The sequence below is a fragment of the Rathayibacter sp. VKM Ac-2760 genome, from assembly GCF_009834185.1.
GTDB lineage: Bacteria > Actinomycetota > Actinomycetes > Actinomycetales > Microbacteriaceae > Rathayibacter.
The window spans coordinates 3,846,138-3,866,371 of the sequence record NZ_CP047173.1; the positions used below are offsets into that span (position 1 = coordinate 3,846,138).

Below are 20,234 nucleotides of genomic sequence, written 5' to 3' on the forward strand. Positions count from 1 at the left end.
CGGGACGCCCCTCCGGGTCGGTCAGGCGGCCGGAGCCCAGCTGTACAGCGTGGGGTTGGCCTCGCCGACCTGCGGCGTCGTGGTCACCGTGTCGTCGATGTAGAGCTGCTGGATCGCGCGGTAGAACGGCACGAACCAGGCGTCCTCGACGACGATCGTGTTGAGCTCCTGCGCGATCTCGGCCTGACGGTCGGTGGTCGCGGTCGGGTACTCGGCGACCAGCGCGTCGGACTCCGGCGTGGAGGCCCCGAAGGGGTTCCAGTTCGCGTCGGCCGCGATGTAGTCGTTGATCAGCACCCAGTCCTCACCGGCGGAGTACTGCATGAACGTCGACGGGTACTCGCCGGCCGTGTAGGCGTTGAAGAGGTCCGCGATCGGCACGTCGACGTAGGTGACGGTGATGCCGACATCGGCGAGCATCTGCTGGGTCAGCGTCAGCACCGTGTTGTCGAAGATCGACACCACCGGCATCGTCAGCTCGACGCCGTCGGCGTAGCCGGCCTCGGCGAGCAGCGAGCGGGCCTCGTCCGGGTCGAAGTCGTAGTAGTCCTCGTACTCCTCGTTGAAGCCGAGGGTGCCCTCCGCCCAGATCTGGTCGGTGGCGGTGGCCTCGCCGAACATTGCCTGCTCGACGAGGAGGTCGCGGTCGATCGCGTGGTTCATCGCCTGACGGACGCGCTCGTCGCCCAGAGCGGGGACGTCGGCGCCCTCGCGGTCGAAGATGAAGATGCCGTGGAAGTCGATCTCGCTCGGGATGTGCGTGAAGCCGGCGGCCTCCGCCTCCTGCCCGCTCGAGGCGTTCGAGAGCAGCGCTCCGTTGACCTCGCCCGAGAGCAGCGCGTTGATGCGCGCGGCCGTGTCCTGGATCGGCTGCAGCTCGATCGAGTCGTAGGGCAGGTCCTCGCCCCAGTAGTCCTCGGTGCGGTCGAAGGTGTAGACCGAGCCGACGGTGGTCGCGGCGGCGTCGAGCACGTAGGGTCCTGAGCCGACCGGGTCGGTGTCGATGGTGCCGGCCTCGATCGCGTCGAGACTGCCGATGAAGCCGGCGGAGTTGCTCAGGGAGTAGATCAGCGCCGGGTCGGGGCGGCTGAGGTTCAGCACGACCGTGGTGGCGTCGGGGGTGTCCACGCTCGCCAGGGCCGCGAGCATGGTCGAGTCGCTGCCGCCCTCGCCGGCGAAGCGCTGCAGGTTCGCGGCGACGACCGCGGAGTCGAGGGTGCTGCCGTCGGTGAAGGTCACGTCGTCGCGGAGCGTCATCGTCAGCGCCGTCTTCGCGTCGTCGTAGGTCCACTCGGTGGCGAGGTTCGGGATGTAGCTGCCGTCGGGCTGCACGCGGATGAGCGTGTCGTAGACGGCCTGGTAGTAGTACGCGGTGCCGGTGCCGGCCTGGGCCGGGTCCCACGAGGTGGGCTCCTCGGGCGAGGCGGCGAGGCTGAGCACGGAGGCGTCGCCGGCTCCCGAGTCGCTCTCGCCGGGGGCGGAGCATCCGGCCAGCGCCAGCACGGCGGCGACCGAGACCGCCACGACGGCCCTTCTGCGGAACGGCTTCATGGTGTCTTTCCCATCGTCTCGGGTACGGAGGTGGTGCACGGGGGGACGGCGCTCGAGCGTTCGCGCACCGGGGGAAGAAGAGGGTGATGTTCTCTGACTGCCTTCAGTTACTTTATGTAAGCGAAACACTGTGTTTGTTTCGACGTCGTTAATTTCATGCCATCAAACACTGCCGGAGGGCACGATGCGTCACCTGCACCGAATCGCACTGAATCCCATCCAGTGGGCGGCCACCCCGGACGGCTGGGTCGACGGCTCGCTCGCCCCGGACCTCGACACGGTCCTGGCGAGCGTCGCCGACGCCGGCTACCGGGCCGTCCACATCGAGTCCGGGCAGGCCGCGCAGGGCGCCGCCCTCCTCGCGCGCCTCGAGCGGCACGGGCTGGCGGCCGGCCCCGGCATCGCCGGCAACAACTGGACCGACGACCCCGCCGTCCGCCGCGAGCGCCTCGACGGCGTGCGCCGGGTCGGCGCCAACTACGCCGCGATCGGAGTGGAGGTGGTCTTCCTCACCGCGAACATGCCGCCGGACCACCCGCGCGTCGAGCACGCCGCGGTCGGGCACCTCGCCGACCCGCACCGGCTGGCGGACATGGTCGACATCCTCGGCGAGACCGCGGAGGCGCTGACGGCGGAGGGCGTCCGCCCGGCGCTGCACCCGCACGTCGGCTCCTGGGTCGAGACCGAGGAGGAGACCCGCGCCGTTCTCGACGGCGTGCCGGCCGGGCTCCTCGGCTTCGGGCCGGACATCGGGCACCTCGCCTGGGCGGGCGCCGACCCGGTGGCGCTCGTGGCGGAGTACCGCGACCGCGTCGCGGGCGTGCACCTCAAGGACTACCGCGCGGCCGTCGCCGCCGACTCGCGCCGGGAGCGGCGCTCCTACCGCGCGGCCGTCACGGCCGGCCTCTGGGTCGAGCCCGGCCGCGGCGACGCCGACCTCGCCGCGCTGGACGCGATGCTCGGCGAGGACGAGTCGATCTGGTGGGTGGTCGAGGTCGACCAGCCCGACGCTCCGACGCCGCAGGAGAGCATCCGCCGCTGCGGCGAGTGGCTGGCGGCCGGCCGCCCGCCGCTCAGAAGTGGCGCGGCGTGACGACCGAGACGACGACGGTCGTCTCGGTCCCGTCGTTGTAGAAGGTGTGCGGCGCGTTCGAGCGCAGGTAGAGGCTGTCGCCCGGGCCCAGCCGGTGCTCGCGCCCCGCGACCTCGTAGATCAGCTCGCCGCGCAGCACGTAGGCGAACTCCTCGCCGGCGTGCGGCGCGGCCGCCTCCTTCGTGCCGCCGGGCTCGATGTAGACGAGCATCGGCTCGAGCACGAGCCCCGGCGAGCGGGCCGAGAGCAGCTCGTAGTGCCGCCCGGTCGACTCGCGGCGGCTCGGGCGTTCACTCGCACGCGAAATGGTGAACACGACCTCGTCCGGCGCCACCGTCTCCGGAGCGGCGGCGGGGGCGGCCTCGCCGAAGAGCGCGGCCAGCGAGACGCCCAGCGCGTCGGCCACGGAGTGCAGGCTCGACAGCGCGATCGAGCTCAGCCCGCGCTCGACCTGCGAGAGAAAACCGACCGACAGTCGGCTCCGCGCCGCCAGCTCGCGCAGCGAGAGCGACTGCTCGAGGCGCAGCGCCCGGATGCGCGGGCCGAGCGCGTCGTCGCGGAGCGCCAGCGGTGAGCTCATCGAGTACGGCCCGTCACCGGTGAACGTCTGCGCATGGTCGCACTCCCCTCGTCCGTGATGTTCGCTCCAAGTAAACACCACGGGACTCGGCGGTCGGGCGGGGGGCACGTCACCGGACGCGCAGCACCCCCTCCTGCGCGACGCTCGCCACGAGCACCCCGCCGGCCGTGTAGAAGCGGCCCGTCGCCAGGCCGCGCTCCTCCTGCACCGAGACCGCCTCCTGCACGTAGAGAAGCCACTCGTTGAGGTCGGCCGCGCGGTGGAACCACATCGAGTGGTCCAGGCTCGCCGTGGCGAGGCCCGCGCTGCCCCAGCCCAGCCCCTGCACGCGCAGCAGCGACTCGAGGATCGTGTAGTCGCAGACGTAGGCGAGCGCCGTGCGCTGCGTCGCGGGGTCCTGCGGGATCGGCGACAGCGCCCGCACCCAGACGGCCTGGCCCGCCGCGCCCGCGCTCTCGGCCATCCCCCGGCCGTACAGCGGCGCCGGATCGTGGCGCAGATCGAAGCTCCGCCCGCCGGCCCAGTAGGCGCCGGCCGCGGAGTCGAGCAGACCCGCGCTCCGCAGCGCCTCCTCCGCGGTGGGCAGGTCCTCGGGCCGCGCGACGGGGCGGTCCTGCGGGGCGGCGTAGGACGCAGCGCCCGCCGCACCCGCCGCGAACGACAGCGTCGCGTGCAGCACCTCCCGCCCGTGCTGACTGCCGACCACCGAGCGGTGCGAGAAGCCGCGCCCGTCGCGGACGACCGCGACCTCGTAGAGCACCCGCTCGCCGATGTCGACGGGCCGGAGGAAGTACGAGTGCATCGAGTGCACCAGCCGGCCGGCCTCGACCGTGCGGGTCGCGGCGGCGAGCGCCTGGGCGACCGAGTCGCCCCCGTACGCCTTCGGCCACGGCACGGACTGGGGCTGCGCCGAGAAGCGCAGCGGACCCTCCTCCGTCAGCGCGATCGCGTCGAGGAACGGCTGCGCGGTGCCGGTCACGGGGTCTGCACCCGGCGCCGGGCGCGCAGACCGGAGAGGTACTGCGGCGGCGTGGTCGGGTCGACCCAGCCCTGATCGAGCGCCGCGTTGAGCGTCCAGTACGGGTCGACCAGGTGCGGGCGCGCGAGCAGGCAGAGGTCGGCCCGCCCGGCGACGAGGATCGTGTTGATGTCGTCGATGCTCGAGACGGCGCCGACGGTCATCGTCGGCACGGCGGCCTCGTGGCGGATCCGGTCGCTGAACGGCGTCTGGTAGAGCCGGCCGTAGTCCGGGCGCGCGGCGGTGCTGGTCTGCCCGGTCGAGACGTCGATGATGTCGGCGCCGGCCGCCTTCAGCCAGCGCGACACCTCGACCGCGTCGTCGCCGTCGAATCCGCCCTCGACCCAGTCGGTCGCGCTGAGGCGCACGCTGATCGGCCGGTCCTCCGGCCACACGGCGCGCACCGCCTCGAGGATCTCGAGGGCGAAGCGCGCGCGGTTGCGCAGCGAGCCGCCGTAGGAGTCCTCGCGCACGTTCGACAGCGGGCTGAGGAAGCTCGAGACCAGGTAGCCGTGCGCGAAGTGCAGCTCGAGCAGGTCGAAGCCCGCCTCGGCCGCCCGCCGCGCGGACTCGACGTGCTGCCCGGTGATCGCGGCGATCTCCGCCGCGCTCAGCTCGTGCGGCACCTGGCTCTCGGGCCCGTACGGCAGCGGCGAGGGCCCGCTGATCGGCCAGCCGCCCTCCTCCAGTGGCTCGTCGACGCCCTCCCACATCACCCGCGTCGCGCCCTTCCGGCCGGCGTGGCCGATCTGGGCCGCGATCTTCGCGGTGCTCTCGGAGTGGACGAAGTCGACGATCTCGGCCCACGCCTCCTGCTGCTCGTCGTTCCACAGCCCGGGGCAGCCGGGCGTGATCCGCCCCTCCGGCGATACGCAGGCCATCTCGGTGAAGATCAGGCCGGCGCCGCCGATCGCGCGCGAGCCGAGGTGCACCAGGTGCCACCGGCTGGGCACCCCGTCGACGGCCGAGTACTGCGCCATCGGCGAGACCGCGATGCGGTTCTTGAGCGTCAGTCCGCGAAGGGTCAGCGGGTGGAACATCGGCGGCGTGCCCGGCGCGGCGGTGCCGCCCTCCGCGAGTCGGCTGCCGTGGAACCACTCGTCGAGCCGCGCCACGTAGAGCGGATCGCGCACTCGCAGGTTGTCGTAGGTGATCCGCTGGCTGCGGGTGAGCAGCTGGAAGACGAACTGCTCCGGCGGCAGCGCGGTGTAGCGGTCGATGCTCTCGAACCAGCGCAGACTCGTCATCGCCGAGCGCCGCAGCGACGCGGCGACGGGCCGCCGCTCGGCCTCGTAGAGCGCGAGCGCCGAGGGCACGTCGGCGGAGGAGTCGACCGCCGCGACGAGCGCGATCGCGTCCTCGAGCGCCTGCTTCGTGCCCGAGCCGATCGAGAAGTGCGCGGTGTGCGCGGCGTCGCCGATCACCACGACGGAGCCGTCGAACCAGCGCTCGTTCGTCACGTCGCGGAAGTTCTGCCAGCCCGAGTTGTTGCCGACGAGCCGGTGCCCGCCGAGGTACTCCGCGAAGACCTCCTCGCAGTAGGCCATCGAGCGCTCGTCGGTCCGGCCCGGCTCGCGCGCGGCGTCGAGGGCGTCGAGTCCCGCGCGGGCCCAGGTGTCCGGATCGGTCTCGACCAGGAAGGTCGAGTGCTCGTCGTCGTAGGGGTAGACGTGCGCCCAGAACATCCCGTGCGGGGTGTCGACGAAGACGAAGGTGAAGCAGTCGACCGGCCGCGCGGTGCCGAACCAGGCGTACTTGAACGGCCGCGTCTCGACGGCGCTGCCGAGCTGCGCGGCCAGCGCCGTGCGGGTCGGGCTGCTCACTCCGTCGCCGGCGATGACGAGGTCGTAGTCGCGGCGCAGCGCGTCGAGGCCGGGCGCGGTGGTCTCGTGCCGCAGGTCGACGCCGAGCTCGCGGGCGCGGGCGGTGAGGGTGAGCAGCAGGTCCTTCCGCGCGAGCGCGGCGAAGGCGTGCCCGTCCGACCGCTCGCGGAAACCGCGGAAGTCGACGTCCATCGCCGACCACCGGCGCCAGAGCGCCTCGATCGAGGCGTACGAGACCGGGTCGGCGTCGCGGAGATTGTCGAGGGTCTCCTGCGAGAAGACGACGCCGAAGCCGAAGGTGCTGTCGGCGGCGCTGCGCTCGTAGAGCACGACCTCGCGCCCGGGGTCGGCGAGCTTGAGCAGGATGGCGGAGTAGAGGCCACCGGGGCCTCCGCCGATGCAGGCGATTCTCATGGGGTGGGGCTCTCCGGTGCTACGCGCCGAGGTCGAGGAGGTGCTCGAAGTCGAGCGCGAGGTCGGTGACGACGACCCCGGTGCTGGCCAGCGCGTCGCGCAGGTTCGCCGCGACCGCGGGCGCCAGGTCGCGCTCGAGGAGCGACTTCAGGCCCGCGTAGACCGCGAGGATGTCGGTCTCGTCCCGGGTGAGGGGCGTGCCGAGGAGGTCGGTGGTCATCTGCGGTCCTGTCGGATCGGTCGCCATCAGGCGGTGCGGAGGTCGGTGAGGCGCTTGGCCTTGAGCTCGAAGCGCGGCAGCGAGTCGGCGGGGGCGCGCTCGATGAGGAAACGCAGGCCCTCGTGGGCGTCGGCCAGGTCACGGCCCAGGCAGGTCGCGAGGTCGCCCCACTCGCCGTCGCCGAGGGTCGCGGCCGGCTCGATCACGAGGGTGATCTCGTCGCGGATCCCCTCGCGGGTGATCCGGAGCTGGAACTCCTCGATGCCGGAGAAGGTGCGGATGATGCCCTCGACGGCGCGGGGGTAGACGTTGGTGCCGCGCACCAGCTTCATGTCGTCCACCCGGCCGAGGATGCCGCCCTCGTAGAGGTCCCAGGTGCGGCCGTTCGCGGCGACGGTGTGCGGCACCTTCACCACGAGGTCGGCGGTGCGGTAGCGGATCAGCGGGACGATGCCGCGGCCGAACGAGGTGCAGACCCGCTCCCCCGGCTCGCCGTAGGGCTGCTCGAGCCCGGTCTCCGGGTCGACGACCTGCTCGATGAAGTGGTCCTCGATGATCTGGCAGCCGCCCGGCTGGTTCGCCGGCTCGAACATGAAGATCGTCGACACCTCGGTCATGCCCGCCGTGTCGAAGGTCTTGGCGCCCCAGAGCGACTCGATCAGCGCCTTGGTCTCGGGGATGGAGCCGGCCGGCTCCCCGGACAGGATCACGGTGCGCACGGGCGAGCTCCGCAGGTCGTAGCCGAGGGCCTCCGCCTCCTGCGCCAGCCGGATCGCGTAGGTGGGGGTCGAGGCGACCACCGTCGCGCCGAAGTCGATGATCTGCTTGACCCGCGCCGCCGTGGTCTGCGCGCCGCCGGGGATGGTCAGCGCGCCGATCTTCTCGAGGCCGTTGTGCAGACCCCAGAAGCCGATGAACGAGCCGTAGCCGAAGGCCACGTAGCCGATGTCGGTGGCGCGGACGCCCATGCCCCAGAGCGCGTACGACCACATCTCGGCCGACCACTTCCAGTCCTTCCGGGAGTCGAGCGCGCGCAGCGGCGTCTTGCCCGAGGTGCCGGAGGTGGTGTGCAGCCGGATGGCGGCCTCCGCTCCCGCGACGGCCAGGCCGCCGTAGGGCGGGTGCGCCTCCTGGCTGGCCATCCAGTCCTCGCGGGTGAGGAAGGGCACGCGCTCGATGTCGCTCCAGCTCTTCAGCTGCTCGGGCGCGAAGCCGGCGCGGGCGAAGCTCTCGCGGTAGAACGGGCTGCGCGCTCCGGCCCACTCGACGAGCCGGGTGAGCTTGGCGAACTGCAGGGCGCGGAGGTCCTCGCGCTCGAGCTGCTCGGTCTTGGGATTCCAGAAATCTGCGTCAGGCATGGCGGTCTGCTCTCCGTCCGGGGATGCGTCAACATAACCAAACGAATGCGATCGTCACGAGTCGATGATGTTTCGTGGAGGTAAAGACTGGTGAGGAGCTCGGCTGCCGGCTCAGCGCGGGGCGAGGACGGCGACCCCCTGGATCTCGATCAGGGCCTCCGGCTGCCAGAGCGCCGTGACGCCGACTCCGGCCATCGCCGGGTAGTGCGTGCCGGCCAGCTCGCGCCAGATGCGGCCGATCTCGCGGCCGTTCCGCTGGTACTCGGGGATGTCGAGCAGGTAGATCGTCACCGAGACGAGGTCGGAGGGCTGCCCGCCCGCCGCGGCCAGCGTGGTCAGCACGTTGGAGAACGACTGGCGGAACTGCTCGACGATGCCGCCCGGCACGATCGCGCCCGTCGCGTCCATCGCGGTCTGCCCGCCGAGGTGCACGAGGTCGCCGGACTTCGTGCCGTGGGCGAAGCCGGACGGACGGGCCAGCTCGGGCGGGTTGATGGTCTCGTGCGTCATGGTCGTCGCCTTCGGATCGGAGGGTTCACCGGGACGCCGGGACATCAGCACTCGGTGACGGTCGTACCGAGACTGTAATGCACGGGACCGGCCGGCGAGCGGCGGTCAGCCCGCGAGCAGCCCGACCAGCGTCTCGAACGCGGGCTCCCGCGGATCGATGAGCTCGAAGTGCCCGACGCCCGCGAGCTCGTGCAGCGTCGCCCCCGGGGTCCGCGCGGCGTAGCGGCGGCTGTACTCGACCGGGACCTCGGCGTCGCGGTCGCCGTGCACGAGGGCGACGGGCACCGGCGGCGCGGGGAGCTGCGACGGATCCGCCTGCGCCAGCGCGTTCGGTGCGGCGGCCATCAGCTCGTCGGCCGCGCCGTCGCTGAGCCGCTCGGCGGCCGCGGCGGCGAGGTCGACGACTCCGGCGAGCGAGACGACGGCCGAGACCGACGGGGAGGGGTCGGCCGCCTGCGACCACACGGCCAGGTGCCCGCCCGCGGAGTGACCGGCCAGCACGACCCGCCGGTACGCGACGCCGGAGGACTCGGGCAGCGCCGCCAGCACGGAGCGGACGTCGTCGAAGGTGCCCGGCCAGCCGCCGCCGGGGTCGCCGATCCGCCGGTACTCGGGCAGGAGCACGTCGAAGCCCCGGTCGGCGAGCGCCGCCGCGAGCGGGCGGGCGTGGATCCGGTCGTAGCGGGTGCGCCAGAATCCGCCGTGCACGACGACCACGAGGACGTCGGCGGGCTGCTCCGCTCGGTAGAGGTCGGCGACGTGCTCCGGCGCCGGCCCGTAGCGGACGACCCCGTCGGGCTCGCGCGCGACCAGGTCGAGGACGCCGGTCACCCCCGGGCCCGCTCCTCCGACACCGGCCCGCCGTCGCCGGCGTGCTCGCCCGAGGCGGCGCCCTCGACGAGGAGGTCGCGGACCGCGAGCACCACCAGCTCGACCTCGGCGAACGAGGTCGACAGCGGCGAGAGGCCCAGGCGGATGCCGCTGGGGGTGCGGAAGTCGGGGATGACGCCGCGCTCCCAGAGCACCGGGACCATCGCGGCGAAGCTCGGGTGGTCGACCGTGATGTGACCGCCGCGGCGCTCCGGGTCGCGGGTGGTCGACAGCTCGACGCCCAGCGGCGCGAGGTGGGCGTCGAAGAGCTCGACCGCGTAGGCGGTGAGCTCGAGCGACTTCGCGTGGATCGCGGGGAGGCCCGCCTCCTCGATCAGGTCGAGCATCGCCTGCATCGCGATCATCCCCACGATCGGCGGCGTGCCGCTGACGAAGCGGCGGATCCCGTCGGCGGGGTCGTAGGACTCCCCCATCCGGAACGAGTCCTTGACGCCCATCCAGCCCCAGATCGGCTGCACCGCGTCGGCGATCAGCTCGCTCCGGACGTAGAGGAACGCGGGCGCACCCGGCCCGCCGTTGAGGTACTTGTAGGTGCAGCCCGTCGCCAGGTCCACGCCCCAGGCGTCGAGCTCGATCGGCAGCACGCCGGCGGAGTGGCAGAGGTCCCAGAGCGCGAGCGCTCCCGCCTCGTGCACGATGTCCGTGATCGCCGGGACGTCGGCCGCGTAGCCCGAGCGGTAGGCGACCTGGCTGAGCACGACCACGGCCGTGCCTGCGCCGACGACCGCGCGCACGTCGTCGGGCGTGACGCCGCCGCCGAGCTCTGTCTCGATCCAGCGGATGCTCGCGCCGGTCTCTGCGGCGATCCCCTCGACCACGAAGCGGTCGGTCGGGAAGTTGCCGCGGTCGATGACGATCTCGGAGCGACCGGGCCGCGCGTGCAGCGCCGTGCGGATCAGCTTGTAGAGCGACACGGTGGTCGAGTCGCCGACGACGACCTGGCCGGGGCCCGCGCCGAGCACCGCGGAGCCGAGGCGGTCGCCGAGCGTCAGCGGCAGCTGGAACCAGCTGTCGTCCCAGCCGCGGATGAGGCGGTGGCCCCAGCTGTCGCGGACGAAGTCGGCGTAGCGCTCGGGGAGATCGGCGAGCGGCCTGCCCAGCGAGTTGCCGTCGACGTAGGCGGCGACCCCCGGGTCGTCGGCGCCGAGGAAGCGCGAGCGGTACGCGGCGAGCGGGTCGCGGCGGTCGAGCTCCGCGGCGGTGGCTGCCTGCGCCGTGGTGGCCTGCGTGGTGGTGGCGGTCATCGTCGTCCGATCTCGGTGCGCACGGCGAAGAGCTCGGGGAAGAACGTGAGCTCGAGCGCCTTCTGCAGGAACCCTACTCCGCTGGATCCGCCCGTCCCCGGCTTGAAGCCGATGGTGCGCTGGACCGTGCGGAGGTGGCGGAAGCGCCAGGTCTGGAAGTTGTCCTCGACGTCCACGAGCTCCTCGCAGGCCTCGTAGGCGCCCCAGAACTCGCGCTCGTTCTCGTAGATCCGCTGGAAGACCGGGACGAGCGAGGGAGTGAAGACGTGGGCGAGCGTGACATCGCGCTCGAGCAGCTCGGCCGGCACCTCGTGACCGGCGCGGTCGAGGTAGCGCAGGAACTCGTCGTAGAGGCTCGGCGCCTCGAGCAGCTCCTGCAGCTCGGCGCGCGCGGCCTCGTCGCCGCGGAACACGTCGAGCATCTTCGCGTTCTTGTTGCCGAGGATGAACTCGACCGCGCGGTACTGGTGCGATTGGAAGCCGGAGGAGTTCGCGAGGAAGTCGCGGAACTGCGCGTACTCGGTCGGCGTCATCGTGGCGAGGACCGACCACTGCTCGGTCATCGTCTTCTGGATGTGCTTCACCCGCGCGATCTTCTTGAGCCCGCCGGAGAGGTCGTCGGCGGCGATCAGTCGGCAGGCCGCCCGCAGCTCGTGCAGCACGAGCTTGAGCCAGAGCTCGGAGGTCTGGTGCTGGATGATGAACAGCATCTCGTCGTGGTGCTCAGGACTGCTCACGGGGTTCTGCGCGGAGAGCAGCGTCTCGAGCGAGAGGTAGGAGCCGTAGCTCATCTTCTCGCGCAGATCGGTGACGATCCCGCTCTCGAGATCACGGGTGTTCCGGTCGAGGGCCATCGCGGCCCTCCCTTCGTGTCGACGTGTGCGGGGCGGGGAGTTGTACGGGGCGGTGATGTGTGCGGGGCGGTGGTGGCGTCGGTGACCGCTCCGGGGGGAGGCGGGGCCGTCCTCATCGTAACGATTCGTTGACGACCGTTGTATTGCGGTCATGTTTCGCGCTGGGGGCGAGGCGTCGGGGCTCGGGAGGGAGGATGGGCGGGTGACCGCCTCCGCCGCGCCCGACGTCCGCACCCGCCCGCGCCTGCTCCCGAGCCTCGGGGTCGGCGCGCTGGCCGGCGTGCTCGGCCTGCTGCCGTGGCTGCTCACCGGGCTGCGGCTGCCGCTGCAGAACCTCTGGGCGGCCGACGTGCTGCCCGAGGAGATGCCGCTCGCGCTGCTGCCGTTCAGCCAGTACTTCCTGACGCTGATCGTCTCGGTGATCGTGACCGGGTCGGCGCTGGCGGGGCTCGCGGCGCGCGTCCGCCGCGGGATCGGGCCGCTCGGTGCGGTGCTCGGGGTGGTCGGTGTGCAGGTGATCGCGCTGGTGCAGTCGGCGCTGACCGTGTCCGCGGGGCTGCGGGTGGATCCGGACTCCGACCTCTACCTCGCCGCGATCGTCGGCGGCACGGTGGGCGCGATCGCGGTCGGTGCGCTGCTGGTGCCGGCCATCGCGCGGGCGCCGCGGGCGGGGGCGGCCGTCGCGATCTCGCTCGCGGCGGTGGCCGCCGGCGGCTGGCTGACCGGAGTGGTCGCGCCGCTCAGCCGCGACGGCTCGGCCGCCGGACTCGCGCTGCTGAACGGCGTGCAGTGGCTGCCGGGGATCCTCGCCGGTCTCGCGCTCGCCTGGTGCGGGGTGCTCTCCGTCGGCCGGGTGATCGCCTGGATCGTGAGCCTCGCCGTGCTCTGGGTCGGACCGGTGCTCGTCACCGCCGTCTCGGCCGCCGCCGGCTCGCGGGTGCTGGCCCGCCACCCGCTCGAGATGCTCGACTACGCGCAGGCCGTCTTCACCAGCGCGCTGATGCTCCCCGCCGTCTCGCTCCGCACCCCAGCAACGGCCCTCGTCGTCGCCGCCCTCGGCGTAGCCACCCTCCGAGCCTGGCACGCCCGCAAGGCCTGATCCCCGCCGCGAGATGCCACTTGTGCGCGCGACACGCCGTGAAAAGCGTGCACAAGTGGCATCTCGCGGGAGGGGTCAGGACTCGAACCAGCCGCGCGGGTGGTGGTCCGCCATCAGGGGCGTGCGCTCGCGCTTGGGGCGCGCCCACTGCACGGCGTTCGCCAGCACCCGCTTGATGTCGGGGTGGTGGTAGACGGGGTAGTCCTGGTCGCCGGGCGAGAAGTAGAACACCTTGCCGAGGCCCCGCGTGTAGGTCACTCCGGAGCGGAAGACCTCGCCGCCCGAGAACGTCGAGAGGAAGACCGTCTCCTCCGGCACCGGGATGTCGAAGTACTCGCCGTACATCTCCTGCTCGGGGATGATGATCGGGCTCGGCACGCCCTCGGCGATCGGGTGCGTCGGGGCGATCGTCCAGACCAGCTCGCGGTCGTGGTCGTTCCGCCACTTCAGCGAGCAGGTCGTGCCCATCAGCGCCTGGAAGATCTTCGAGTAGTGGCCGGAGTGCAGGATCAGGATGCCCATCCCCTCCTGCACGTGCCGCAGCACCCGCTGCACGACCTCGTCCGACACCTCCGGGTGCGCGATGTGCGCCCACCAGAGCAGCACGTCCGTCTTCGCGAGCGCCTCCTCGGTCAGCCCGTGCTCGGGCTCGGGGAGTGTCGCCGTGCGCACCGAGACGGCGTCGCCGAGCGACTCGACGAGCCCGTCGGCGATCACGCGGTGGATGCCGTCGGGGTAGTGCCGCATCACGGTCTCGTCGCCGCGCGTCTCGTGGCGGAACTCGTTCCAGACCAGGACCTCGAGGGGAGCGCTCATGCGACCGCCACCTCCTTCTTCTCGGCGGCGGAGCGGTAGATCGCGTCGACCACCCGGCTGCGGTGCAGCGCGTAGTCGCCGTAGTGGCCGGCGTAGCGGGGACCACCGGCGGGCGCGTCGGCACCCGAGGCGATCGCGGCCAGGAACTCCGCGATCACCGAGCGGTGGTGCCCGGCGGGCACCGGCACGTCGGGGCGCGAGACGGTCGGGGCGCCGGCGACCTCGGAGTAGAACGTGAGCGTCCCCTCCGTCGCGTAGTCGGCGACGTGCAGCCGGGCGCCGCCGGCCGAGCCGAGCAGCTCGACCTCGATGTCCTCGTGCACCTTGGAGTAGCTGGCCCAGGAGGCGTCGAGCTGCAGGCTGCGGCCGTTGTCGAGGCGCAGCAGCGCGCTGGAGAAGTCCTCCACCTCGAAGGCGTGCGTGCCGGTGGCGGCGACGCCGTGCGGGCGGCCGCCGCGACCGGAGCGGCCGATCTCGCCGTAGGCGACGGCGGAGACGCTCGTGACCCGCGGCTCGCCGAGCAGGTGCAGCGCGATGTCGAGGACGTGCGAGCCGAGGTCGATCAGCGGTCCGCCGCCGGCCAGCTCCTTGCTGGTGAACCAGGAGCCGATGCCGGGGATCCCGGTGCGCCGCTGCCAGCTCGCGCGGGCGTGGTAGATCTCGCCGAGCGGGGCGTCGTCGAGGTAGGTGCGCAGGTAGGCGACGTCGGCGCGGCGGCGGTGGTTGTACGCGATCTCGAGGACGCGGTCGTTCGCGCGGGCCGCCTCGACCATCTCCGCGGCCAGCTCGGCGGTGGTGGCCAGCGGCTTCTCGCAGAAGACGTGCTTGCCGGAGGCGAGCGCGGCGACGGCGATCGGGTGGTGCAGGTGGTTCGGCACGCCGATCGAGACGACGTCGAGGTCGTCGCGGGCGACGAGGTCCTCCCAGTCGGCGGAGAGGTCGGGGACGCCGCGGGTGGCGCCGAGCTCGCGCAGCCGCTCCTCCTCCTGGCCGGCGAGCGCGACGACGCGCGCACCGGGGAGGGCCTGGAAGGCGTCGAGGTGGGTGGTGCCGGCGAAGCCGAGGCCGACGACGCCGACGCGCAGCTCCCCCGGGGTCTCGGTCGTGCCTGTGTTCTCGGTCATGCCGTCGAGCCTAGTCGAATTGATTCGAGTCCTCGATAAACAGCGGCAGCCTGTCCTCGACGTCGGGCGACGCGTACCGGTAGCCGCTCGGCGTCGTGCCGTACGTCCTGGTCCGGTAGGTCAGGTAGCCGCGGGCGAGGTCCTCCGCGGTGACGACCCGGGTGTCCGCCGGGATCTCCGTCGAGACGCCGACCGGGAGGGAGTCGGCGACCAGCGCGCCGGCCGACAGCGCGAGGTCGACGTCGCCGGTGTTGGTCACCCGGCTCACCGCCCGCACCCGGGTGCCGACCTGCACCGCCTCACCCGGTTCGACGAGGAACTCGCCGGAGGTCGTGACGGCCAGCCCCGGGTGCTCCCCGGCCGGAGCCCGCCGCGCCCTCGGGCAGGGCAGGGCGAGCCGGTAGTGGTAGCCGGGCGCCGTGAACACGGTGCCGGTGGGGGTGCGCCCGGTGACCGGGCCGGAGATGTCGACGACGCCGGCCGCGATCTCCTCGGCCGTCACGGTCCGGGTGTAGTCGCGGACGTCGATCGACTCGCCGACCGGGACGAGCAGGCCGAGGAGGTCGAGGTCGGCGGGCGCCACGGGGACGTCCCCCGTGTTCTCGAGGTGGAGGGAGACCCGGACCGGGGTGCCGACACCGATCCTCTCGCCGGGCTTGAGGACGACGTCCCCGGTGACCGTGACCCGCAGGCCGGGGTGCTCCGCGGTGGGCGCAGCACTCGGCTCGCCGCCGACCGGCGCGGGCTGGACCGGCGCGGACGGGGCCGGCTCGGCGGCCTGGGCCGCGGTCGCCGCGGACCCCAGGAGCCCGACGGTCAGGACGACCGAGGCGGCGACGCGGGCAGGGCGCGGTCGACCCGCGAGGGAGCGGAGACGGAGGTGGGAGGACGGCATGGAGGGCTCCTGAACGATCGTGGTGGGGGGAGCGCCGGCCGGTGGGCGTCGAGGTCCTCCGGCTCGGCGCCTACAGCTCGTGGCGCTCGTCGGCCGGAGCGGGCAGGGAGAAGTGGTAGTCGATGTCCGGGGTGGTGTAGCTCGCGCCCGAGGGCGTGGTCGCCGTGAACACCCCCGGGTCGCGGAGGAAGCGCGCGGCGAGCTCGGCCTCCGTCACCGACCGGAGCTCGCTGGTGAACTCGAACCCGCGGCCCGCGGGGAGGAGGAAGTCCCGCTGCTGGAAGGGCGCCAGCGACAGGTGGAGCGGCACGTCGCCGGTGTTCCAGAGGGTGTAGGTGGTGCTGATCCGAGTGCCGACCCGCACGGCCTCTCCGTCGCGGAGGAGGAGCGACACGTGGGGCGTCACCGTCAGCCGCGGGTGCTCGACCGGCGCCGGCAGGGCGAGCCGGTAGTCGACGTCGGGCGACGTGTAGCGCGCACCCTGCAGCGTGGTCGCCGTGAACACGCCGGAGTCGCGGACGAAGCCCGCCGCGAGGTCGGCCTCGCTGACCGTGCGGGCCTCGCTGACGAGCCGGTACTCGCCCTCGAGCTTGATCCGGGCGTCCTGCCGGCCGAACTCGCCGAGCGAGACCGTGAGCGGGACATCGCCGGTGTTCGCGAGGACGCGGGTGAGCCTGACCCTCGTGCCTACGCCCACCGACTCACCCGGCGCCGTCAGGAGCTCCCCGACGGTCGTGACCGTCAGTCGCGGGTGCTCGGAGGCGCCGGTCGAGGGCGCCGCGGCCTGGGCGGAGCTCGACGCGACGCCCACCAGCCCGGCGACCAGGGCGACGACGACGACAGCGGCGAAGTGACGACGGCGGGGACGGGACACGGGGACTCCTTGACGGCCGAGGGCGGCTCTTCGGGGCGGAACCCCGACAGAATCGCACCGGGGCCGCTCCGCCACCGCATCCCTGACGCGGACCGATCACGGCGACGCGGACCGGTCGGTTCGGCGCGCATCGTGCCGCCCCGCCGCCGCCCGGCCGCCCCGCCGTCAGTCCGCGCGCTGCAGGCGCACCGCGATGTACTCGCGGCCCGGCAGGTCGATGCGGAACCGCCCCGAGTAGGTCCCCGGCAGCCGCGACACCGTCATCGCCCACGTGTCGATCACGTCGACCGTGTACGACACGTCCGGCTCGAGCAGGAAGCGGCGGTAGGTCGGCCGGTCGAAGCCGAAGTAGTACAGGTAGTACTCCCCCTCGACGCCGGCGCGCGGCACGTCCCAGTCCAGCGGGATCGGCTCCAGCCCGCGAGCGGGCCCCTCGGCCAGCACCGACTCCAGGAAGGCGATCCGCGCGGGGCTCGTCCCCCGCAGCTCGCCGCCCTTCGACCACCAGAGCACGTCGTCCGGGTGCACGTAGGTCTCGCCGTGCCCGACGTAGCCGCCGCGCAGCGCGCCCTCCCAGAACCGCCGGACCAGCTCCTCGCCGGTGATGTTGCCCCAGCCCTGATCGATGTCGCCCTCGTAGGCGCACTCGTCGATCACCACCGGCTTGCCCCAGCGCCGCCACTCCGTCGTCATCTCGGCCGTCTTGTAGACGTCCTGGCGCTGGATGCTGGCGTGCGTGATCCACGGGCGGGAGTGGTCGTAGAACTCGCGGCAGTTGTGGATCGAGAGCAGGTGCCGTGACGGGTCGTCCTCGCCGACGATGCGGGCGAAGCGCTCCCAGTCCTCCTCGGTCTTCTCGAACAGCAGGTCGTACTCGTTCGCGAGCGACCACCAGACGTTCGCGAAGGACGCGAGCCGCGCCACCGCGTAGCGGACGTAGCGGTCGTCGGCGACGGCGTCCATCGTCGAGAAGCCCCAGCGGTCGTAGGCGTGGAAGAGGATCAGGTCCGCCTCGATGCCCAGCTCGCCCAGCTGCTCGATCCGCCGCTCGAGGTGCGCCCAGAACTCCGGATCGAAGCGCTGCCAGTCGAAGCCCGCCGTCGGCGAGCCCTCGAACGGGTACAGCTCCGGCTCGTTCTCGTTGAAGAGGTACGACTTGGGGAAGACGCACATCCGCATCTTGGTGAAGGGCGCCGCGGCGAGCGAGGCGAGGGTCCGCTCCTCCAGCTCGTCGCCCTGGTGCGTCCAGGCGTAGGAGGTGGTGCCCAGCGGGCGGTGCCGGGTGCCGTCCGCGTGCGCGAAGTGGAAGGTGTCGGCCACGCGCACCGGACCGTGCCGCCCCTCGCGGGCCGCGGTCACCGAGACGGAGCCGGTGACGCCGTCGAGCGAGCGGGCACTGCTCGAGGTGGTCCAGGCGTACTCGCCGGGAGCCTCGGGCATCCAGCGCAGGCGGTAGACGCCGTCGCCGTCGTAGAAGCCGGGCACGCGCACCGACCCGTCGGGCCCGTCGACGATCGCCGAGAGCGCGACGTCGACGAACGGGTTGCCGTGCGACGGGCCGCGCAGCTCGATCTCGAAGCGCCCGAAGACGGAGGCGGTGGCCGGCGCGGACACGGCGGCGGAGCCGAACTCCACCTCCGCGCCCTCGTAGTCCGCGGAGGGCTCGACGTACCGCTCCTCCTCGCGGGCCGGGGCGGGCTCCTCGGTCGGGATCGCGGCGACCTCGGCGAGCAGCGCCTCCCGCGCGGCCTCGTCGAGCGACTCCTCGGTGTCGACGACGAGCCCGATCGGGTAGCCGTGCAGCGTGTGCAGGATCGAGGAGTGCACCAGCCCGGGGAGGCGGCGCTCGACGATCGCGTGCCCGCGCGGGTCGCGGAGGACCTCGAACAGGCGCGTCTCGCGCGAGAAGCGCTCGGCGGTGTCGGTGGTGTGCGGCACGGTCAGCCCTTCACGGCGCCGGCGAAGGCGCCCTCGACGAAGTAGCGCTGGAACATCAGGTAGACGATCAGCACGGGGAAGACGGACATGATGGTGAAGGCGTTCAGCGGCCCGTACGAGCTGGTGAACTGCGACTGGAAGCCCTGCAGCGCGAGCGGGATCGTCCAGGAGTCCTGGCTCTGCAGCAGGGCGAGCGCGATGGAGTACTCGTTCCAGGTGGAGACGAAGTCGAGGATGAACAGCGCGGCGAGCGCCGGGCGGGCCAGCGGCAGGATGATCGTCAGGAACAGCCGCCAGTTGCCGGCGCCGTCGATCCGCGCGCTCTCGTCGATCTCCTCGGGGATCTGCCGGAAGAAGCCGTAGAGGATGAAGGTCTGGTACGGCAGGCCGAACGCGATGTACGGCAGGATGATGCCGAAGTTGCTGCTCAGCAGGCCGAGTCCGTTGATCACCTGGAACAGCGGGGCGATCGCGACCTGGATCGGCACCATCGCGCCGAGCGCGATCACGCCCATCAGCAGGCGCTGTCGCCGGAATCGCATCCGCGCGAGGGCGAAGGCGGCGGCCGCCGAGATGAACAGGCCGATCGGCACCTTGAACAGCGCGATGATCAGGCTGTTGCCGCCCGCGGTGAGCAGGTTGCCGCGGTCGAGCGCCTCGACGTAGTTGCCGAAGTCGGGCGACCACGGCGGCACGAAGGCCGGCGTGCTGAAGATGTCGGCCTCGCTCTTGAGCGAGGTGAAGACCATGAAGATCAGCGGGACCGCCCAGATCAGGACCGCGAAGACCAGCGCGATCCAGAGGCCGATCCGGATGTAGTCGCGACCGCCGACCGGGCGGCGGGTGCGCTTGGCCGGCGCGACCAGGCCGGGCGCGCCGGTCGGGATGCTCGTGACGCTCATGAGTTCTTCTCCTGACGAGCCGTCCACACCATGTACGGGACGACGATGACGAGGGTGATCACGAGCAGGACGGTGGCGATCGCGTTGCCCTGGCCGTACTCGTGGTTGTTGAAGGACTGCTGGAACGACCACAGCGCGAGCACCTGCGTCTGCTGCGCGGGGCCGCCGCCGGTCATGCCGACGATCAGGTCGAACACCTTGATCGAGTTGATGATCGTGAGCACCACGACGATGACCGTGGTCGGTCGCAGCGCCGGGATCGTCACGTTGCGGAAGACCTGCCAGGCGTTCGCGCCGTCGAGCCGCGCGGCCTCGACGTGGTCGGGCGAGACGCTCTGCAGCCCGGCCAGGAAGAGCACCATGTTCGTGCCCGCGATCTGCCAGACGAACGTGGCGAAGATCGAGTAGAGCGCGAGGTTCTTGTCGCCCAGCCACTGCACCTCGGCCAGCCAGGGCAGGTCGAACAGCTGCGCGAGGTTCACGCCGACGCCGTAGTTGGGGTTGTACATCCAGCGCCACATGTTCGCGATGGCGATCGGGGCGAGCACGCCCGGGATGTAGAAGAGCGAGCGGAAGGCGTTCCGCCCGAACAGCGGGCGGTTGAGCGCCAGCGCCATCACCAGGCCGAGGCCGACCGGGATGAACAGCGACAGCACCACCCAGATCAGGGTGTTCGAGAACGCGGTCCAGAACACCGGGTCCTGCGTGAAGATCCGGACGTAGTTCTGCAGGCCGACGAACACCTGCGGCGCGCCCTGGAAGCCGGACCACTCGAAGAAGCTCAGCCGCACCGATTCGAGCGAGGGGCCGACCACGAAGACGAGGTAGGCGGCGAGCGCCGGCGCGAGGAACGGCAGTGCGGCGAGGAAGCCGGTGCCGCCGAAGCGGGCGAGGGCCCGGCGCCGCGGATGCTTCTTCCGCGGCGGCTCCGGCGCGGACTGCCGCGGGCGGGCGGGGGTGGATGTCGTCATGGCGGACCTCTCGGACGTCGCGGACACGGGACGGCTCGGGCGCGGAGGGGTGGGGCCCC

19 protein-coding genes are annotated in these 20,234 nt (G+C 72.2%); 2 read left to right on the top strand and 17 right to left on the bottom strand.

What is annotated here, in order from left to right; genetic code table 11:
- Window positions 1-21: 21 nt before the first annotated feature.
- Window positions 22-1,551, bottom strand: a complete 1,530-nt coding sequence (locus tag GSU72_RS17660; protein WP_159986201.1) for an ABC transporter substrate-binding protein — start codon at window positions 1,549-1,551, stop codon at window positions 22-24.
- Between the two features lie 184 nt (window positions 1,552-1,735).
- Here GSU72_RS17660 and GSU72_RS17665 point away from each other — a divergent pair, with 184 nt between their 5' ends.
- Window positions 1,736-2,644, top strand: coding sequence for a sugar phosphate isomerase/epimerase (locus tag GSU72_RS17665; protein WP_159986202.1), 909 nt, complete (start codon window positions 1,736-1,738; stop codon window positions 2,642-2,644).
- Here the strand turns inward: GSU72_RS17665 and GSU72_RS17670 are convergent.
- The 9 genes from GSU72_RS17670 to GSU72_RS17710 all read right to left on the bottom strand — a co-directional run bounded on the left by GSU72_RS17670 (window position 2,625) and on the right by GSU72_RS17710 (window position 11,556).
- A complete protein-coding gene (locus tag GSU72_RS17670) occupies window positions 2,625-3,224 on the bottom strand; it encodes a cupin domain-containing protein (protein ID WP_159986203.1) in 600 nt (199 codons plus the stop codon). The two genes, GSU72_RS17665 and GSU72_RS17670, sit on opposite strands and share 20 nt — an antisense overlap.
- Window positions 3,225-3,333: 109 nt before the next feature.
- Window positions 3,334-4,203 (bottom strand): acyl-CoA thioesterase domain-containing protein, encoded by an 870-nt coding sequence (locus GSU72_RS17675; protein WP_159986204.1) that lies wholly within the window; start codon window positions 4,201-4,203, stop codon window positions 3,334-3,336.
- On the bottom strand, window positions 4,200-6,479 hold the full coding sequence (locus tag GSU72_RS17680) for an FAD-dependent monooxygenase (RefSeq protein WP_159986205.1): 2,280 nt from the start codon (window positions 6,477-6,479) through the stop codon (window positions 4,200-4,202). Before GSU72_RS17680 ends, GSU72_RS17675 begins: the two co-directional genes overlap by 4 nt.
- 19 nt (window positions 6,480-6,498) lie before the next feature.
- The gene (locus GSU72_RS17685; RefSeq protein ID WP_159986206.1) at window positions 6,499-6,699 is read right to left on the bottom strand and encodes a hypothetical protein; all 201 of its coding nucleotides are present in this window, start codon (window positions 6,697-6,699) and stop codon (window positions 6,499-6,501) included.
- Between the two features lie 26 nt (window positions 6,700-6,725).
- A complete protein-coding gene (locus tag GSU72_RS17690; RefSeq protein WP_159986207.1) occupies window positions 6,726-8,057 on the bottom strand; it encodes an AMP-binding protein in 1,332 nt (443 codons plus the stop codon).
- A gap of 111 nt (window positions 8,058-8,168) precedes the next feature.
- A complete protein-coding gene (locus tag GSU72_RS17695) occupies window positions 8,169-8,567 on the bottom strand; it encodes a RidA family protein (RefSeq protein ID WP_159986208.1) in 399 nt (132 codons plus the stop codon).
- Window positions 8,568-8,672: 105 nt separating this feature from the next.
- Window positions 8,673-9,398 carry an alpha/beta hydrolase gene (locus GSU72_RS17700; protein WP_159986209.1) on the bottom strand — a complete coding sequence of 242 codons (726 nt, stop codon included), beginning with the start codon at window positions 9,396-9,398 and terminating at the stop codon, window positions 8,673-8,675.
- The gene (locus GSU72_RS17705) at window positions 9,395-10,702 is read right to left on the bottom strand and encodes an aminotransferase class V-fold PLP-dependent enzyme (protein ID WP_159986210.1); all 1,308 of its coding nucleotides are present in this window, start codon (window positions 10,700-10,702) and stop codon (window positions 9,395-9,397) included. Before GSU72_RS17705 ends, GSU72_RS17700 begins: the two co-directional genes overlap by 4 nt.
- The gene (locus tag GSU72_RS17710) at window positions 10,699-11,556 is read right to left on the bottom strand and encodes a tryptophan 2,3-dioxygenase family protein (RefSeq protein ID WP_159986211.1); all 858 of its coding nucleotides are present in this window, start codon (window positions 11,554-11,556) and stop codon (window positions 10,699-10,701) included. Before GSU72_RS17710 ends, GSU72_RS17705 begins: the two co-directional genes overlap by 4 nt.
- A 202-nt stretch (window positions 11,557-11,758) precedes the next feature.
- On the opposite strand from GSU72_RS17710, the gene GSU72_RS17715 reads away from it, so the two are divergent.
- Window positions 11,759-12,655 carry a hypothetical protein gene (locus tag GSU72_RS17715; protein WP_159986212.1) on the top strand — a complete coding sequence of 299 codons (897 nt, stop codon included), beginning with the start codon at window positions 11,759-11,761 and terminating at the stop codon, window positions 12,653-12,655.
- 75 nt (window positions 12,656-12,730) lie between these two features.
- Here GSU72_RS17715 and GSU72_RS17720 read toward each other — a convergent pair whose 3' ends face one another.
- The 7 genes from GSU72_RS17720 to GSU72_RS17750 form a co-directional block, all read right to left on the bottom strand.
- Entirely contained in the window at window positions 12,731-13,471 is a 741-nt protein-coding gene (locus GSU72_RS17720) for a ThuA domain-containing protein (RefSeq protein ID WP_159986213.1), read from the bottom strand.
- A complete protein-coding gene (locus GSU72_RS17725) occupies window positions 13,468-14,595 on the bottom strand; it encodes a Gfo/Idh/MocA family oxidoreductase (RefSeq protein WP_159986214.1) in 1,128 nt (375 codons plus the stop codon). The genes GSU72_RS17720 and GSU72_RS17725 overlap by 4 nt, the downstream gene beginning before the upstream one ends.
- A 10-nt stretch (window positions 14,596-14,605) precedes the next feature.
- Window positions 14,606-15,490, bottom strand: a complete 885-nt coding sequence (locus GSU72_RS17730) for a hypothetical protein (RefSeq protein WP_159986215.1) — start codon at window positions 15,488-15,490, stop codon at window positions 14,606-14,608.
- Between the two features lie 70 nt (window positions 15,491-15,560).
- Window positions 15,561-16,364 carry a hypothetical protein gene (locus GSU72_RS17735; protein ID WP_159986216.1) on the bottom strand — a complete coding sequence of 268 codons (804 nt, stop codon included), beginning with the start codon at window positions 16,362-16,364 and terminating at the stop codon, window positions 15,561-15,563.
- A 165-nt stretch (window positions 16,365-16,529) separates the two neighbouring features.
- Window positions 16,530-18,302 (bottom strand): DUF5605 domain-containing protein, encoded by a 1,773-nt coding sequence (locus tag GSU72_RS17740; RefSeq protein ID WP_244255874.1) that lies wholly within the window; start codon window positions 18,300-18,302, stop codon window positions 16,530-16,532.
- Window positions 18,303-18,304: 2 nt separating this feature from the next.
- Entirely contained in the window at window positions 18,305-19,204 is a 900-nt protein-coding gene (locus tag GSU72_RS17745) for a carbohydrate ABC transporter permease (RefSeq protein ID WP_159986217.1), read from the bottom strand.
- The gene (locus tag GSU72_RS17750) at window positions 19,201-20,175 is read right to left on the bottom strand and encodes a sugar ABC transporter permease (protein ID WP_159986218.1); all 975 of its coding nucleotides are present in this window, start codon (window positions 20,173-20,175) and stop codon (window positions 19,201-19,203) included. The genes GSU72_RS17745 and GSU72_RS17750 overlap by 4 nt, the downstream gene beginning before the upstream one ends.
- Window positions 20,176-20,234 lie beyond the last annotated feature (59 nt).